Annotated in this window: 16 protein-coding genes and 1 pseudogene; 3 read left to right on the top strand and 14 right to left on the bottom strand. The window is 58.4% G+C overall.

The genetic code is table 11. From position 1 onward, the window contains the following. Positions 1–224: 224 nt before the first annotated feature. Together V9L13_RS22265 and V9L13_RS22260 are read right to left on the bottom strand one after the other, a co-directional pair. Positions 225–650, bottom strand: a complete 426-nt coding sequence (locus V9L13_RS22265; RefSeq protein WP_103485324.1) for a type II toxin-antitoxin system HicB family antitoxin — start codon at positions 648–650, stop codon at positions 225–227. A 15-nt stretch (positions 651–665) separates the two neighbouring features. Continuing rightward, positions 666–839, bottom strand: a pseudogene (locus V9L13_RS22260) (type II toxin-antitoxin system HicA family toxin); the annotation flags it as partial. 467 nt (positions 840–1306) lie between these two features. Between V9L13_RS22260 and V9L13_RS22255 the strand changes: the two are divergent. Next, the gene (locus V9L13_RS22255; protein WP_338800557.1) at positions 1307–1582 is read left to right on the top strand and encodes a DUF3077 domain-containing protein; all 276 of its coding nucleotides are present in this window, start codon (positions 1307–1309) and stop codon (positions 1580–1582) included. Between the two features lie 51 nt (positions 1583–1633). Here the strand turns inward: V9L13_RS22255 and V9L13_RS22250 are convergent, their stop codons facing one another. The 3 genes from V9L13_RS22250 to V9L13_RS22240 form a co-directional block, all read right to left on the bottom strand. Continuing rightward, complete coding sequence (locus tag V9L13_RS22250; RefSeq protein ID WP_338800556.1) at positions 1634–2314, bottom strand: RES family NAD+ phosphorylase; 681 nt, start codon at positions 2312–2314, stop codon at positions 1634–1636. Further along, entirely contained in the window at positions 2311–2721 is a 411-nt protein-coding gene (locus tag V9L13_RS22245) for an MbcA/ParS/Xre antitoxin family protein (protein ID WP_338800555.1), read from the bottom strand. The genes V9L13_RS22250 and V9L13_RS22245 overlap by 4 nt, the downstream gene beginning before the upstream one ends. A 308-nt stretch (positions 2722–3029) precedes the next feature. Beyond that, a complete protein-coding gene (locus V9L13_RS22240) occupies positions 3030–3539 on the bottom strand; it encodes a PBECR2 nuclease fold domain-containing protein (RefSeq protein WP_201136045.1) in 510 nt (169 codons plus the stop codon). 442 nt (positions 3540–3981) lie between these two features. Between V9L13_RS22240 and V9L13_RS22235 the strand changes: the two genes are divergently transcribed. After that, positions 3982–4908, top strand: coding sequence for a LysR family transcriptional regulator (locus V9L13_RS22235; RefSeq protein WP_007961685.1), 927 nt, complete (start codon positions 3982–3984; stop codon positions 4906–4908). On the opposite strand, the gene V9L13_RS22230 is transcribed toward V9L13_RS22235, so the two are convergent. The 6 genes from V9L13_RS22230 to V9L13_RS22205 all read right to left on the bottom strand — a co-directional run bounded on the left by V9L13_RS22230 (position 4825) and on the right by V9L13_RS22205 (position 9538). After that, positions 4825–5142 carry an AzlD domain-containing protein gene (locus V9L13_RS22230; RefSeq protein WP_003220702.1) on the bottom strand — a complete coding sequence of 106 codons (318 nt, stop codon included), beginning with the start codon at positions 5140–5142 and terminating at the stop codon, positions 4825–4827. The two genes, V9L13_RS22235 and V9L13_RS22230, sit on opposite strands and share 84 nt — an antisense overlap. After that, a complete protein-coding gene (locus tag V9L13_RS22225) occupies positions 5121–5837 on the bottom strand; it encodes an AzlC family ABC transporter permease (RefSeq protein ID WP_003220701.1) in 717 nt (238 codons plus the stop codon). The genes V9L13_RS22230 and V9L13_RS22225 overlap by 22 nt, the downstream gene beginning before the upstream one ends. Next, a complete protein-coding gene (locus tag V9L13_RS22220; RefSeq protein ID WP_003220700.1) occupies positions 5834–6211 on the bottom strand; it encodes a GNAT family N-acetyltransferase in 378 nt (125 codons plus the stop codon). Before V9L13_RS22220 ends, V9L13_RS22225 begins: the two co-directional genes overlap by 4 nt. Before the next feature lie 79 nt (positions 6212–6290). Next, complete coding sequence (locus V9L13_RS22215) at positions 6291–7037, bottom strand: 2OG-Fe dioxygenase family protein (protein WP_064585516.1); 747 nt, start codon at positions 7035–7037, stop codon at positions 6291–6293. A 232-nt stretch (positions 7038–7269) separates the two neighbouring features. Then, entirely contained in the window at positions 7270–8574 is a 1305-nt protein-coding gene (locus tag V9L13_RS22210; protein WP_338800554.1) for an OprD family porin, read from the bottom strand. A 295-nt stretch (positions 8575–8869) separates the two neighbouring features. Beyond that, on the bottom strand, positions 8870–9538 hold the full coding sequence (locus V9L13_RS22205) for a DsbA family protein (protein ID WP_338800553.1): 669 nt from the start codon (positions 9536–9538) through the stop codon (positions 8870–8872). Positions 9539–9787: 249 nt separating this feature from the next. Here V9L13_RS22205 and V9L13_RS22200 point away from each other — a divergent pair, with 249 nt between their 5' ends. Next, positions 9788–11881, top strand: coding sequence for a TonB-dependent siderophore receptor (locus V9L13_RS22200; protein ID WP_338800552.1), 2094 nt, complete (start codon positions 9788–9790; stop codon positions 11879–11881). A 189-nt stretch (positions 11882–12070) separates the two neighbouring features. Here the strand turns inward: V9L13_RS22200 and V9L13_RS22195 are convergent, their stop codons facing one another. The 3 genes from V9L13_RS22195 to V9L13_RS22185 all read right to left on the bottom strand — a co-directional run bounded on the left by V9L13_RS22195 (position 12071) and on the right by V9L13_RS22185 (position 16796). Beyond that, a complete protein-coding gene (locus V9L13_RS22195) occupies positions 12071–12283 on the bottom strand; it encodes a hypothetical protein (protein ID WP_003220694.1) in 213 nt (70 codons plus the stop codon). Positions 12284–12527: 244 nt separating this feature from the next. Continuing rightward, the gene (gene aguA, locus V9L13_RS22190; RefSeq protein ID WP_338800551.1) at positions 12528–13634 is read right to left on the bottom strand and encodes an agmatine deiminase; all 1107 of its coding nucleotides are present in this window, start codon (positions 13632–13634) and stop codon (positions 12528–12530) included. A 249-nt stretch (positions 13635–13883) separates the two neighbouring features. After that, on the bottom strand, positions 13884–16796 hold the full coding sequence (locus V9L13_RS22185) for an aminotransferase (protein WP_338800550.1): 2913 nt from the start codon (positions 16794–16796) through the stop codon (positions 13884–13886). Positions 16797–16973 lie beyond the last annotated feature (177 nt).

Raw genomic sequence — 16973 nt, 5'->3', positions numbered from 1 at the left:
GCTCGTGTCACTACGGAGCTTAGGTTGGCGAAAACGCTTTGAGAAACCCCGGCCTTCCTTTGCTCTTCAGTGGCCGCCGAGAGCGGCAGCAGCGTTACGCGCGAGGCCTTTCCAGCCATCATCTGACGTACAGATTCCATCAAGTCCATCTGAAATCGCTCTAGCTCATTTGCCATGCCTTTTCTTCGCCTTCAGCTATTTTCTCCAACGCTCGCTTGCTGAACTTATGCAGCTTGAACCGAAAGCGAAATCCGCCTTCCAAGTTGCTGCAACGCACGCTCAACATTCTCGATTTTGGAGTGATGCAGGAAATCTACCAGGCGATCGACCTGGGGCCGTTGTACGCCGAGACGACGTGCCAACTCGGCCTTGCTTAAACCTGACTCCAAAAGCGTATTCCACAGAGCAACCTTTGCTGCAGTCAGCGCAGGCAGACGCAATACAACGTCACTTGCCTGTTCTCCTGCCTGCCCGGTCGGAATCAACCGGCGATCATCAACGTATATCGAGAATGCCGTCTCGATTGCATCAATGGCGGTGTCCAACGCTTGCTCGAGGGTGTCGCCAACGGCGTGCATCTCAGGAATTTCTGCGCAGGACAACCAGACACTGTCCGGCTCTTCGTGAACTTCCAACGCATATTCGAACATCACGATTCCTCTCATGAGGCCCAGCTGTTTGATTATCGATTTTCTCAACCCTTCGCCCATTTCCTTGGCTCCATGGTCGGGAAACACAGTTGATTTGCCATTCAAGGAAACCTTGAAGTGACTGCCCTTGCCGGTTTGAAACTCAACGCCTTGGGCTTTCAACCATCGCCGAAACTCGCTGTACTTCATGTGCATCACTCGCCGTTTCGGTAAAGCGAATGTGCAACATATTTGCTGCATTCGCAACATAAGTGTTGCACTACACAGAGATGGCAACGGCCACCACCTGGCCACGATTGCGCGTCCGTCCTCCGCAAGCTACCGTCAAACCCGTCGCTGCCAATTCAGCGACCGGGCCTGAGAACCCGGGTAAGATACAGGCGCACCAGCGCCCCAAACCCATGATTGCCGGCGCTTTTTTGCACCCGTATTCACGTGTAATGGCGGCTGTGCGTGGGAGACCTTCGGGTCTGCCGGATTCCTGTATCTCCGGTTTCTCAGCCTGCGCATAGCTGCCACCCTTTCGCCTGAGAACGAAAATGGCAGCTCTCATTTGATACAGGGAGTTTACAAATGAATGCCATCGATCCATCCGTAATCCGCCGCGCTGCCACATCGGTCAACTCACTCCACGCCTTAGATACAGGTGAAGCGAAATGACCAACTACCTCGATTTGAAAACAGCAGGCCTTACGCACTTTTCCTTCCAGGCCAATCAAGCGCTGTTCCGAACCAATCGTGGTGTTCCGGTAATAACCGCCCTTTCCCACGCCTCCCACTTGCTTCACATCTCACGATTGCTCACTGCGGACACTTCAGTCGCGCGCGATCCGGATCTTCACGCTTATGCCTCCCAGTATCTGCAGGAGTTAAGCAAGGCGCTAATCGACGACGTGGTGAAAGTGCTGGATGCGCCAACGGCAAGCCATTGACGTAAACCGCCAAAAGAAAGCCCTCGCGGTATCGCGAGGGCTTTTTGCGTTTCAAACCTGACTGATCTCAAACACAAACGAAATCCTGCGTTGACTCGCACTCCACACATAACGCAGATGTTTGCCCTGCTTCGGAATCGACACCGCTGGCGGGCGGAACGCGGCGACACATTCGTGGCCCGGCAGGCGAACGCTGTTGTAGAGCATCCCCCACGATTCAGACTCACGCAGTTGTCGGGCAAACACCTGGGATGGGCCATAGGCGTCTGGATCGGGTTGATGCAAATCCGGAAAGTCGTGACGAACATCATGCAGCGGCTTAACCACGCGATTAACGTAAGTACGCATGGTCAACTCAAGGTCCGCTTCGTTGGTGGCCGCAAGAAAACGTTCCTGGTGATAGCAGGTTTCGGCGATGGCCGCGGCCTGGCTGCTGGCGGCGTAGTAGACGCCGAAGGTGCCATCGGTGAAGCGGCTGCTTTTGCCGATGTGGGTAAACGCCGCCATCACCGGGGTTGAACCGGGGCCGGAGAGCCGGTCTTCGGGGCGTACGCGGGCGAGGACGCCGGCCTGTTCGATCAGGCGATCGTTGGTCAGCGCTTCCAGCGCGTAGGCGATTTCCAGGTCTTCGGGGTCGAGCACGTCTTCGAACAGCGCAATCGGCGGGAAGCTGCTGTTGACGATCCGGTAGGCCTTTGGCCATTGCGGCTCAGCCAGCGGCGGGGCCTTCAACCGCGCACCCCGTCGAGGTAGCGGCGCACATCAGCGATGTCGACCACCCTCCCCGCCAGCATGTAATCCAGCGCCGTTCGGCCATTGAATGGCGCCGCCGTGTTCGGGCTGCTGACCCAAGTGTAGGCGCGCTCGCGGCTGTTGCTGAAGATGATGCTCAACGCCTTATGAATGCCCATCAAGTACGAGATGCGCTCCAGCGTGTCATGCGGCAGGCGAATGTTCGGCGGCAAATGTTTGTACTTGTAGAACGTGGTGTTGCCAACGCCGCCCAACAGCGTGCGCTGCTGCTCCGCGTTGCAACCCCAGCGCTCCATGAGGTTGAAGAAAAACTTCAGCGCGACGCGCCCGGCTTCGGGGACGTCGAGTTGTTCACGCGGGGTGAGGGCTGGGGATGAGGTAGCCATGGTCGTCCTTCTTCGCTGTTCCGCAAGCTCAGCGTAGTACACATATGAATTTTTTCAATAACCCTATCCGCATACGAATAAAATCCTCAAAACCTCAGGTTGACACCTCAATGTTCCGTGGCAGAGAATCTGGCTCAAGAGCGCGAAACCGACTGCCTTCAGGTGGCAATAGTCGGCGTTAGGAACCCCGTTGATGACCTGAAAATCAGCGCTCGGGTGAGACCTCTTCTCCCCTGCTTGAGGGAGCACAATATCAAGCGACATTCATGTGAAGGGCAGCCTGAGAAGGCTGCCCTTTCTTGTTTGAGCTACCGGTAACGTCGATACAACAGTTCACCATGCCGATGCTTGTTCAGGCCCTTCTTGTCACAGTTCATGAAATTCCAGAGTAGGTTGCCACGCTCAACATGGATGACCACCAGCATCTGGTATCTCGCGTTGTAGGCGCCGATGAAGGAGAGTCGAAACGAGGCGTCATCGTAGGGGACCCGCCATATTTCTAACGGTTTCGTCAGGGTATCTCGCGCAAATTCGGTGAATCGCTCACGGGCATTCGGGCGCTTTTCCACCGTATGAAGCAAATGCTCATGCTTCACCAAAACCGGTCCATATGGCGTTTCGATCAGAACAGCATCAAGACCGTGAACAAGTCCAAAGCCTCTGGCGACTTGCTCCCACGCTGCATTAAGACTCGAGGCACCCGGAAGCTCTCTGACTGCAGAAATCAGGAGGCCGGGGTCGATATCGCGAATATCCGGTAAGCCCAGATCTTTCCAGGTTTTTTGATCGGGTAACGCCCTGCTCCCCTGCAAACTCATGGCATCGACTCGCTAGCTTCGCGGATGCCGGCATTGCCTGGAAATCCATGGCCTCGGACTAAAAGTCCCGAAAATAACTACCTGATATTTCAGCCACTTGTGCATTGGCGGTAAATCAGCCCGTTCGCTCTTTTCTATAGGAGGCTTCCGACAACGGTGCAAAACAGTGACGTTTCGGTGTGGGAAATACTCAAAAATGCAGTAGTCCCGGGGCATAAAAAAGTGCCCGACTCGTCCGAGCCGGGCACTTTTCTTGACCCCAATCACCCCCACGTCATCAAAAATCCCGATCCTGTGTCAGCTTCCAGCCATCGGCGGGGACATCAATTCGCTACTAAACCCGCGACAACTATGCTCAGGTGCTGGAATATAGCCAGCATATGACGCCGGATCGGCAGTCTCGTAAACAACAATACCCAGCCCACTTCAGAGGGCATTACCCATGGATAGCAGAACCTTACGCAACCTCATGCGCATCGTGCAGACCGGCTCGTTGTCGGCCGCAGCCGAGCATTCGTGCCTGACTGTGCAGGCCTTGGCCGCACAGTTGAACAAGGTCGAAGAGCAGTTCGGTTTCCGCTTGTTTCGACGTTCCAACAAAGGGCTGACGCTGACGCCGCAAGGCACGGAGCTGACGCCCTACATGGACAAAGTGCTGATTGCCACGCGACAGATGGAAGAAAAGGTCGAGGCGCTCAAGGTGCCCGGCCAGCGCACCTTGAAGGTTGCGTTGAACAACACGTTGTCGTCTGACTTCAACCGGCGAATGATCGGACGCCTGATCGAGGTGTTTCCCGATTACCAGATGGAATTCAGCTACGCCGAGTCGATGGAGAACCTGAGCAAGCTGAAGAATGAGGACTTTGACCTCGCGGTGCTGATCGGCCCGCAACGTCCGGGTCTGCCGAGCATTGTTTTGCCGGATGTGCAGGTGCAGGTGGTCGGTGCCCATTGCGGGCAGGAAAACGATCCACTGACGTTGCTGGGCAACAAGTTTCAGGTGCGTCCTGCGGAAGATTGTCCGTATTCCCACAGCTTCCTGCGTTTTCTCGACGCTGGTCTGGGCAATCACGAGAACGGTCAGCGCATGGTCTATTCCTGCAGCGAGACCCTGACGCTGTCGTTGATCACGCAGATGGACGCGGTCGGCATGGTGTCTCGTGAGGCCGCGCAAAAGAACGGCCTGACGATTTTCCCCGGTTTCGAGGATTTCCTCGAAGTGCGTCTGGCGGTGAACAATCCGAACCTGTCGGGCCAGGCCCTGAATGACGTGGTCGATCTGCCGCTACATGAACGAGCCGAGCGCAATGTACGCAGCCGTCCCAACCGCCACACTGAGAAAGAGGTTTTTGCTGAAATACGCACATAACAACGTCGGAATGGCTGCATAAAATTCCGGGCGGTCGAGCTGTAGGTGCTGATCCTTGATCAACAAGGGAGTCAGGCTGATCGCAGCGACGATCGCCACCGGGAGGTATTCCAGCGCCCGCGCAACGAATGGCGGCCAGTGCTCGGTGTTGACTTGCAGTGGCAACGCGCGTGGCAGGAAGGTCACGGCCATCATCAGCGCCACCACCAGGATCAGGAACGTTTGGTCAGGCATACACCCACTCCGCAGCCCACAAACGTGGCGATGAATACGTTGAATGGCGATGTGCCAACCAGGCTCAGCGCACCCATGCAGGCGACGGCAGCCGCTGCGGCGATGAGTTTGTTGCGGGTGTTGCACAGCGACACCAGCACGTAGAGCATCATCGCGGTCAGTGCGTAGTCGAGCTGATATTTGATCAGGTGCGACGCATATTGCGCGCAAACGGCGCCCAGCAATCCGCCCAGCACCCAGGAGGTGTGGCAGAACAGGTTGAAGCCGATCAGGTAACGGATATTGACCGGCGCGCCGGTGCCCAGCTTGACGCTGTGAAACGCAAAAGACTCATCGGTCAGCCCACCCGCGTAAGCCCAGCGCTCCATGCGGCTGAGCCCCAGTGCGCGCAGGGCCTTGGCCATGTACACCGACATCAGCATGTGCCGCGCATTGATCAGGAACGTGGTCAGCACGATGGTGGTCAGCGACGCACCACTGGAGATCAGCGCCAGCGCGGCGAATTGCGAAGCGCCGGCGTAGACGAACAGACACATCGCTACCGGCAGCCACATCGGCAGCCCGGCATTGACCGCCATCAGCCCGAACACGAACGACACCGTGAAGTAACCGGCCACCACCGGGCTGGCTTCGGCAAACGTGCGCGATGGCTGATGAGCAGCCATCAGCGGCGCACTGCCGGACGTTTCATTCATAGATCCCTCTCAAATGTCCGCTCGCCGTGGGGTTCGCAAAAACCCTGGGCAGTCCAGAATCGCTTGCCCGCGAGGTTAGCATCGTCGACGAACAGAAACATCCGTAATACACCGACCCGTTTCATGTCGGATGACGCTGCTTCCACCAACCGCTGGCCGACGCCCTGGCTGCGATAGCGTGGGCTGACCGCCAGGTGGTTGATGGTGCCGCGGCTGCCGAGCATGCCGCCGAGCACCGCACCGACGATTTCACCCTCGACGTCGAAGGCCAGATAGGCCGTGGTGGTCTTCTGGATCAATACACCGCGCAGGCATTTGGCGTCCTGCCACTCACAGAACGACACCTCGTCGAACTGGCGGAAGAAACGCTCCATGCGCTGCGCGTCCTTGGCGGTAGCGCGTCGCAGCACCACCGGCGTCGAGCACTCGACGCCATCGATTGGGGTGATCTGATTAGCGAACAATGTCGAAAGCGGTCCCGGGCCGCGAGAAGGAAATCGCCAGAATCTGCCGGTAAGCCATGGCATGCGTGTGGGTATTGCGCGCCGGGGTTACGTAGTGGCGCATGTCGCGATCGAGGAAGTACGTGGTGTCGAGAATTTCCTGGTAGGTGGTCGACGCCAGTTGATGCTCGTGCACATCGTACAAACGGCTTTCCGCGCCCTCGACATTGTTGCGCCCCCAGAAGTGCACACCGCTGAACGGATAGCCGTCGCAGTGAATCCCTTCCGGAGTGATTTCCAGTTGCTTGCCGGGTTTGATCTCGATACGGATCTGATGGATCTGGCATTGCCAGATTTCATCGTGCAGCTCTTCCGGCAGCACGCTTTTGTACACTTCAAAATCGGTGTCGATCAGGCTGCGCATCACCGGCGAAGTAATCACTTCATCGGAGAAGTCCTGAAAGTGCCGCACAACACCGCCCACATAGGCGTTGTTCTCTTTCGACTGCACGTAAGCGCGATGTTCGAGTTGCTTCAATTCACGTGTTTTCGGGTTGTACTCAAAGTCGCTGTAACGACGGTAACGCATGCCGGCTTCGGCCTGACCGTAGTAACTGTCCGGCTCCATGTTTTCCCAACTTTTGGTCAGTCTGACGAAGTCGGCAAAATGACCGTAGAGATTGAAGTCACCACCCTGGACGTTGACATATTTGTCGCGCCGTAGCGATTCGCCCACTTCTCTGTTCAAAACGATCATTACCAAATTCTCCGCTGCGTTGAGCGGCCTAATCTATTAGGTGGAGAATTTGCGTCCATGAGAAAGAATTTCAGGCATTTAAAGCCCTGTTTGAAACGGTACTTGAAGACGCTTTAAAACAACTTTTACATGACAAAAACACGGGTTTTTTAAGGTTTTTGCAGAAAAGACCCCGAAAAAAAACCCCGAGGTCAGTCGGGGTTTTCTCATGTTTCTTACACCGGATCGCGCATCAGAAGATGTTGATCGGGTAATCCACGAATACACGCAGCTCGTTGCCGCCCACATTGTATTCGCTGGATTTCTGCGATACGCGCAGGATCGAGCTACGCAGTTTCACACTTAGGTCTTTGGCCGGGCCGGATTGCACGACGTATTTGAACTGGTTGAAGATTTCGCGCTCGGTGCCACCAGTGCTGGTGGAAGTGGTGATGTTGTCGCCACGCACGTACGCGAAGTTGTAGCTCAGACCCGGTACGCCGAACGCGCCGAAGTCCAGGCCGTAGCCCAACTGCCAGCTGCGCTCGTCTTCGGCGTTGAAGTCCGACCAGTAGGAGTTGGCCAGATAGATGGTGTTGCCACCGTCGCCAATGCGCTGCTGGTCTTTCTGATAGCCGCCGTAGGCGTAGCCCAGGTTGCTGTCGCCGGTGGAGCGCTGGTGCGCCACGGTGAACGAGTGCGGGCCAGTGGCGAACGTCGCTGCCAGGCTCCAGATCTTGTTGTCCTGACCGGTCACAATGCTCTTGCCCGGAACAGTGTTCTCACGCACGTAAGAGCTGTCCAGCTTGGTGCGATAGCCGTTGAAGTCCAGGGTCAGGGACTGATCCTTGTTGAACGGCAACACGTAGTTGGCGTTCACGTATTGCTTCTTCAGCACGTCTTCAACGTCGGAAGCGTACAGCGCTGCCTTGAACTGTTCGGTGAACTGGTAGCTGCCGCCCAATACGTTGATCGACTTCAGACCACCGCTGTCACGGCCTTCAGCGCTTTTGCGCGATTCGGCAGTGAAGCGACCGGCGTCCAGTTGCAGGCCTTTGATCTCTTTGGAAGTGATCATCGTACCGGTGTAGCTTTCCGGCAGCAGACGCGAGTTGTCGTAGTTCAGCACCGGCAGAGCCGGCATCTGGTCACCGTAAGTCAGCACGGTGTTGGACACGCGGAATTTGACCGCAGCGCCACCCTTGGACAGGTCGTCAGCCGCGTTGCCGCTGTCACCCTGTTTGAAGAAGTCGATACCACCGGCGCCGCTACGGCCTTTGCCGCCATCCAGACGCAGTGCGTACAGACCGAAAGCATCGACACCCACACCAACGGTGCCTTGGGTGAAACCGGAAGAGAACGTACCGATGGCCGCCTGGCCCCACTCGGCTTTATCCGGGTTGCCATCTTTGTAATCACGATTGATGTAGGCATTGCGCAGCAACACTTTGAGGCTGCTGTCTTCTACAAAACCCTTGGACTCGGCCTGGCCGTCAGCCATGGCCTGTGTGGCACTCAACATCCCCAGTGCGATCAGGCTGATACGCTTGTTCAACATTTTGTTTTCCTTATTACGGGTTGAAACGCGCTGTGTCGAACGGCTGAAACGGCGCTAATGCACTCTTTTTTCACCCCGAAACAAAAAGACCCGCCCACGGCAAAACCGTGTCGGGCCCTTTTATTATTTTGAGTCATGGCGGTTGGCCACAGGCGTTGGGCCGAATCGTAGCCGCGCCCTCAATAATGTGTCAATTTCAAGAATCGTCTTTAAATAGGTAAAAATCGTCTAAGAATCGTAAATTTTGCGATAGCGCATTGCTCGGAAATGCGCTTAACCAGTGAATCCAGCGCGATTACACGCAGCCGTCGAGACCGCATTGCGCGGGGGATTGCCCTGGCTCAACAGCGACCACCGCTTGCCCCAACCACTCGGCGAAAGCCTGCGGTTTGCCAAGCCATGGGCTGATGTCGAGCAAGGTGAATTGTCCGTCCTGCTCCAGTGCCAACGTTGGAAATCCCTGGCCGCCCAGTTGCGCCAACAGCGCGCGGCTGGCTTTTACATGCGCTGTCGTATCAACGGATTTAAACGCAGCCGCAAAGGTGTCCTCGGCGTAGCCCAACTCACTGGCGATTTCGAAAAGTATGGATTCATCGGCAATCCGCCGTCCCTCAACGTAATGCGCCGTTTGCAAACGTCCGAGCAGTTGCAGACCACGGCCGTCGATGGACTCTGCCGCCATCACCGCTGCGATCGGCGGCGTCGAATCGAAAACCGCCGATTGATCACGCAGCAGACCTTCGAAATACGCCTCACCAAAAGGTTGCCCGGTGTATTCGGCAATGCGCCGGTCATGGGGCATGACGTAATCGCGCAGTTGCGGCGAAACGCGCTGACGGCTCGCGCCGCTCATCATTCCGCCCGCATGGGCAATGACCGGCAGCACTTGCTGCGCCGCTTGCACCAGCGGTTTGGCGCCGTAGCACCAGCCGCACAATGGATCGCATATGTAGTGAAGGATCATGAGAGTCAACCAATCAGGAAAATTCGATGCCGGCAGACTATTCCCTCGTGTGTTGGCGAAAAACGTCGGAATGCCTTTCAGACTGTTTCGGTAATCGGTCAAATTGTTCAAAGGGTGGGCGTGTATCGAGATCGACACAAATTGAAACAATCCATCAGGGGAACCTCTCAGGAATAAATTACGGGAGCAAATGCAAAGCATTATCATTTGCGCGTTTGAATTTCCCTACCCTTTCGGATGCGCTTTTCCATGCCTGCCCCGTTCCGCCTCACGCCTGTCACCCTTGGATTGTCTGCCTTTCTAACCAGCGGTTTTGCTTACTCCGCCACCGAACTGCCCGCCACCGCGATCAGCGCCGAAGAACAGGCCGAGGACCCGCGCGTCAAAATCAGCAGCACTGCGACCCGCACCTCGACCCCGGTGCGTTATGTGCCGCAAGCCATCGACTCGATCAAGACCGCGAACGTCGCCGACTACGGCACCAACGACATCGGCGACGCCCTGAGCGGCATCCCCAACGTCAGCAGCAGCGCCGACACCCGCTTCGACAGCCTGCGCATCCGCGGCTTCGACGCCAGCAACGACTTCTATCTGGACGGCATCCGCGACGACAGCCAGTACAAGCGCGACCTGCACAACATCGAACGGGTCGAAGTGCTCAAAGGCCCGGCGGCGGTACTTTACGGCCGTGGCAGCCAGGGCGGGATCGTCAACCGCGTGAGCAAGCTGCCCGAATTCGGCCGTCGCTCGACCATCGAAGCGCAGGGCGGCAGCGAAGACCTGCGCAGCCTGTACGCCGACCTCAGCACCGACCCCAGCGAAAACCTCAGCCTGCGCCTGAACATGGGCAACATGGATGAAAACAGCTTCCGCGACGGCGTCAGCGGCAACCGCCAGCTGTTCGCGCCATCGATGAGCTGGCAGTTGACCCCGGACCTCAACTGGCTGGTGCAATACGAATACAGCCGCTACAACCGCACCCCGGATCGCGGCATTCCGGGGGTAAATGGCCGCCCGGCAGACGTTGGTCGCGACACCACCTACGGCAACGATCACGATTTTATCGACGACAAGGCGCAGTCCCTGCGCTCGAAATTCACCTACGAGATCAACGACGCCTGGCAACTGCGCCAGACCCTCGGCGTGTTCAAGCTCGACAGCGATTTCGACAACACCTACCTGACCGGCTTCGACCCGAAAACCAACAAGGTCGCGCGCCAGCACTGGCAGCAGGATCTGACCACCCGCAACGTCTACAACAACCTCGAACTGGAAGGTGGTTTCGATACCTTTGGCCTCGAGCATCGCCTGTTGACCGGCGTCGAGATCGGCAGCCAGCGCCGCGACCCGAAGTTGTACAACGCCGCGACCGGCAAGACCCCGGGCGCACAACCGGTGCCGTCGCTCGACCTGTTCAACCCCAACCGCGAGCTGCGCCACACCGGCAGCATGCAAACGTTCAGCGACAGCCACACCGAAGTCGAAAGCCGCGCGGTCTACGTACAGGACCAATTGCGCCTGAACGATCAATGGCAACTGCTGGCCGGCTTGCGCTACGACACGTTCGATATCGAGTCGACCAACAAACTCAAGAACATCACCGAAGACCGCGACAGCCACAGCACCAGTCCGCGTTTCGGGATTGTCTGGACGCCGCTGCAGAATCATTCGTTCTACGCCTCGTGGTCGAAGACCTTCTCGCCCGTCGGCGGCGGCCTGATCGGCATCACCCCGGGCGCAGCCGGCAATAGCAACGACTTGAGTCCGGAGCTGACCAAACAGAAAGAAATCGGGGTGAAAAGCGACTGGCTGGATGATCGCCTGAGCACCACCCTGGCGGTCTACGACCTGGAACTCTACAACCGCCGCACCAGCGATCCGAACGATCCGACCCTGACCGTCATGACCGGTCTTCAGCGCTCCCGCGGTGTCGAGCTGACCGCCACCGGCAAACTGGTCGGCAACTGGTACATGCGCGGCGGCGTCGGCGTGCAGGACACCACCATCGAGAAGGACAACAACGGCCTGGAAGGCAAGCGCGTCAACAACGTGGCCAAACACAACGGCAGCCTGTTCCTGACCTGGAAACCGGAAATGGGCTGGTACGGCGAAACCGGCCTGACCCTGGTCGGCCAGCGTTATGCCGACAACGCCAACACCACCGTGCTGCCGGGGTATGGCCGCTGGGATGCACTGGTCGGTTACCGCTTCAAGGACTGGGATTTGCGCGCAGCGCTGAACAACATCACTGACCGCGAGTATTACGCCTCGGCCACCAGCCAATATCAGATCCAGCCTGGCGCACCGCGCAGCGTGGTGATGACCGGTACCTACAGCTTCTGATTTCACACAAATCCTGTGGGAGGGGGCTTGCTCCCGAAGGCGTCGGGCCAGGCAACATCATCGTCACTGACTTACCGCATTCGGGAGCAAGCCCCCTCCCACAGGTCCAATGTTCGCAGTGGCTTTTGTGTCGTGCATAAAAAAGCGCCGCCATCCCGGCAGCGCTTTTACCAATCCTTGTTGTTTTTCTTATCCTTGCATCACAGCCCATAACGCTTCCAGTTCGGCCTCGCTGAACAGGCCAGCGGGATAGCGCTCGATCATCATCCGGCGCGGATCAGGTTCCCTGATCTGACGCGTTCCATTGGATTTCAAAAAGTGCGCGACAATCTGGAGCGATTCGCCGTTTACGACCATGGGATGCAAATTCCGCTCGCTGACTACGTTCACTTCGGCGTTCATTTCAGCGCTCTCTCCCCGTTCGTGAGCGGCCAAGTTATCCAAGGTTTATGACAGAACTATTGAAGTCCCCCCTCTCCCTAGTGCGCTTTGTCCGATACAAGAGCTATGCCAAGGTTTCCGATTTGTCGACAAGCGGATACAAAGAAGCCCGCGGTCCAGTAAGGCCGCGGGCTTCTTTGCATGCACAGCGAGCTAATTGTTGCCTGGCTGATTTATTAATCAACTCAAGCTGTTACGTCTCAACTCACTCTTTGTGCGGCGCTGGCTGCTGTTGGGTAAGGCAGTGAATATTGCCACCGCCCAGTAACAGTTCACGACCCGGCACCATCACCACTTCGTGCTGCGGGAACAGCTTCTGCAGGATTTCTCGTGCAGGGGCATCCATCGGATCGTCGAAGCTCGGCGCGATGATGCCGCCGTTGACGATCAGGAAGTTCACGTAGGAACCGGCCAGACGCACAGAAGGATTGCGCTCCTGGGTACCGTCGACCGGATCGACGCCCGCGCACTCTTCTTCGGTGGCATACAGCGGCCCCGGGATCGGCATCTTGTGCACCGTGAACGGGCGGCCCTTGGCGTCGGTGCTGCTTTGCAGCACGTACATTGCGGCCTGGCAGCGCGGGTAGTTCGGATCCTGCGGATCGTCGGTCCACGCCAGCAGCACTTCGCCCGGGCGCACATAGCAGCAGAAGTTATCCACATGGCCGTCGGTTTCGTCGTTGAACAGGCCATCCGGCAGCCAGATGATCTTATCCACAGACAGATTGTCGCGAAGCACCGCTTCGATCTCTTCGCGGCTCAGGTGCGGGTTGCGATTGTGGTTGAGCAGGCACTCTTCGGTGGTGATCAGCGTGCCTTCGCCGTCGACGTGAATCGAGCCGCCTTCCAGCACAAAACCTTCGGTGCGATAACGCGGGCTGCGCTCGATTTCGAGGATCTTGCCGCCGACCTGAGAATCACGATTCCACGGCGAATACAGACCGCCTTCAAAGCCGCCCCAGGCGTTGAAGTCCCAGTTCACACCGCGCACTTCGCCGCTGTTGTTGATGACGAACGTCGGGCCGGTATCACGTACCCAGGCATCATCGCTGGACATCTCGACCACACGGATATTCGGCACGTCGAGGCGCGCACGGGCGTTTTCATACTGACCGGCCGACACGGCAACGGTCACCGGTTCGAATCGGGCGATGGCCTTGGCCACTGCAACATGCGCGGCCTGCGCCGGTTTGCCACCCAGGCGCCAGTTGTCCGGGCGCTCGGGCCAGATCATCCAGGTCTGGGTCTGCGCCGCCCACTCGGCCGGCATGTAGAAGCCATCGTCACGCGGGGTACTTTTCAAAGTGGTCATCGGATCAGGACTCCTGGGAACCGTCGAAGGGTTGCAAAGCAATGGCGACTTTATAACCGATAAATATCGTATTTAAAATGCTTAAAAATGCAGCACGTCTAAAAAACTCAGATAAATACCGATACAAATCGAATTAACGCCAATCCCTGTAGGAGTGAGCCTGCTCGCGATGGCGGCAAGTCAAACGACAAGGGCGACTGCCACACCGCCATCGCGAGCAGGCTCACTCCTACAAAAGCTCGGTGCCAGTTACAGGCCTTCCTCAAGCACCCGATCCAGCATGTCGACAAAGAAGTCCACGCTGCGCCGCGAGGTGACCATCGGCGGTTTGATCTTGAGAATATTCAGGTCATCCCCGGTCGGTTGCATGAAGATCCCCAGCTCGCGCAGGCGATCGCACAACAACGTGGTCTCCTCGGTGGCCGGCTCCAGCGTCTCGCGGTTGCGGATCAGTTCCACCCCCAGATAGAAGCCGGAGCCATGCACCGCCCCCACCAGCGGGTGTTTATCGATCAGCGCTTCCAGCCGCGCCTTGAAGTGACCGCCGACCACCTGGGCATTTTCCCAGAGCTTTTCTTCTTCCATGACATCCAGGACTGTCATGCCGATCTGACAGCTCACCGGGCTGCCACCGGCCGACGAGAAGAAATAGCCTTCGGCTTCCAACGCTTCGGCAATTTCCCGGCGAGTGATCACCGCGCCGAGCGGCTGGCCGTTGCCCATGCCCTTGGCCATGGTGATGATGTCCGGCACCACGCCCTGCTCTTCAAAGCCCCAGAAAAAGTGGCCCATGCGCCCGTAACCGACCTGCACTTCGTCGGCGATGCACACCCCGCCCTGGGCCCGTACCAGCGCATAGACCTGCTTCAGATAACCGGGCGGCAGGGAAATCCCGCCGGCATTGCCGTACACCGGTTCGCAGATGAAACCGGCCAGTTGGCGCTTCTGCGCGGCGATATGCGCCAGTTGCACCTCGACGCTGCGCACATAGTCCGGCGCAGAATCCAGGCCACGGAATTGGCCACGATAAATATTCGGCGCGGTCACCGGGTGCACCCAGTCCGGACGGCTTTCCAGCGCACGCGGGTTGTCGGCGATGGATGTCGATACCGCATCGGCGCCGACCGTCCAGCCGTGATAGGCCTCGAGCACGCTGAGCATGTCGCGCCCGCCGCTGTAGGCCCACGCCAGACGGATCGCCAGGTCGTTGGCCTCGCTGCCACTGTTGACCAGAAACACCCGGTCCATGCCTTCCGGCGCCAGCTTCAGCAAGCGTTCGGAGAACTCCGCCACCGCCGCATAGTTGAAGCGCGAGTTGGTGTTGAGCAGCGACCACTGCCGAGCTGCCACCTGCGCCATGCGCGGATGACCATGGCCGAGCACCGCGACGTTGTTGAGCATGTCGAGGTAGGAGCGGCCCTGCATGTCGATCAGGTGATTGCGCCAGCCGCGCTCGATGCGCGGCGGGTCGACGTAATAGTGTTTTTGCGTGCGGGCGAAACTGGCGTCGCGCCGTTCGAGCAAGGTTTTGCCGTCCAGCTCCGGTTCGGCATCGCAGGCCAGCCCGAGCAGAGTGGCTGGCGAAGGACACAAGGCCTGCCACGCGGCAGCGCGCGAAGGGCTGCAGAACAGCGGCGCATCCAGCGAGGCGATGCGACTCAACTGCACAAGCAGCGGACCATTGACCGCACCCAGCACCTGACCTTTGACCAGCGCCGCGCCGCTGTGCAACGAAGCGTTCACACCCCACAGGCGCACGCTGAGCTGTGGGCCGTCGAGTTGCAGCACACCGTCCGCCGCGTGATGCAGCACGCCGGCAAACGGCGCTTCCACCGTCGAACCCTGCGGCACGCGCAATTCAACGTGCAGTGGAAACGTCTCCGGTTCGACTGCACTGTCGGGCCGCGTCTGCGACAAGCGATATTGCCCGTAACGACTCGCTGCCAGTCCATGCGCGGCCGCGGCTTCAGTGAGCAGTCGTTGATCGATACCCTGCTGCTCCCAGTTGCCCGCCTCGAAATGCGGACTGAGGACGCCAAGATCGATCAGCGCAAATTCGCGCCCGACCAGCTCTGGCAACAGTGGCGCAAAACCCTCGCTGCCGACCGTCGGCAGAGGCTGGCCGACTGACGTGAGGATCGCCGCTTCCATCAGCGCCAGGGGTACAGAAGTGGCCACATGGAAAATTTCCCATTCGTGACCAAGGTTGTCACGGCTGTAAGTGTTGCCCGGATCGATGCTGACCTGCTGCTCGCCACTGAGCACCAGCACCGCCGCCCGCGCCACGATCAACGGCCACAACGCCAATAGCTCTTCATGTTGCAGCGGATTGACCGCGTGATAGGCCTGCACCGCCGGCAGAATCACAAACGGATCACCGCCGGCATGGTGCAGCAGCGCCGCGCATGTCACCGACAGATCGGTGATACGCCAGGTGCGCACCAGATCACCGAAGTCGATCACGCCCTGCAATTGCCAATGACGCTTGGCATCGCGTTGCCAGACAGCGTTATCGTCGGTGATGTCCATGTGGATCGCCTGCACCGGCAGCTTGTCCTGCAACGGCTGCAAGCGCAGCTCAGCCTGTTCGGCGGCTTGCGCGATCAAGCCACGCTGGCGCTCATCCCGAATCACCGGCAGCAGGTGGCTGATCAGCGCACTGGCGTGGCGCGCGTCCCATTGCAGCGTGCGCTGAAGGCCCGGGTGATCGAAGCCGGCCAGTGCCAGATCCATCTCGCCACACAACTGACCGAATCCAGCCACCACGTCATGGCCCAAATGCTCAAGATGAGTCAGCGACTGACCCTCGATGTAGTCCAGCAACCGCACGTGTACCGGCTCGCCGTCGGTTTCCAGCGACAGCAGATCCTCACCATTACTGGCCGGGATCACTCTGGGCACGTGCACCGACGAGTGCTCGGCAAGGTACTTGAGGCCTGCATGCTGAGCCTGCAACTCCACAAGTGCATAGTCGCCGCGGCAGATTTTCAGGACAAAGCGCCCACGCTCACTGTCGACCCGATAATTCAGGTCCTGCTGACTGCCCAGCGCCTGTAGCGTGCCGCTGAGACCGTAATGCTCGGCCAACCACTGCCGGGCCTGCGCCTCGGAGACCTGCGGGCTGGGCAGACTGGCGCGATGGATCAACGTGGCAAGCGGCATGGGACGACCCCTGAAATTTTATTAGGCGCCTATATCGCCATTGCCCCGAGGGATAATCAACCCCCGCCGCGCAGTACTGCCGAGGAAATAAAAGCCGATTCGCCAGAGCGGTCCAGCGTCCAATGCCTCCAATAAATAAGCCCTGAAACCGAAATACCGACGATAACCCTCTTGCAC

It is taken from the genome of Pseudomonas sp. RSB 5.4, from assembly GCF_037126175.1.
Classification (GTDB): domain Bacteria; phylum Pseudomonadota; class Gammaproteobacteria; order Pseudomonadales; family Pseudomonadaceae; genus Aquipseudomonas; species Aquipseudomonas fluorescens_H.
The sequence above is the reverse complement of the archived record's forward strand: the minus strand, read 5'-3'. Positions and strand labels throughout refer to the sequence as shown.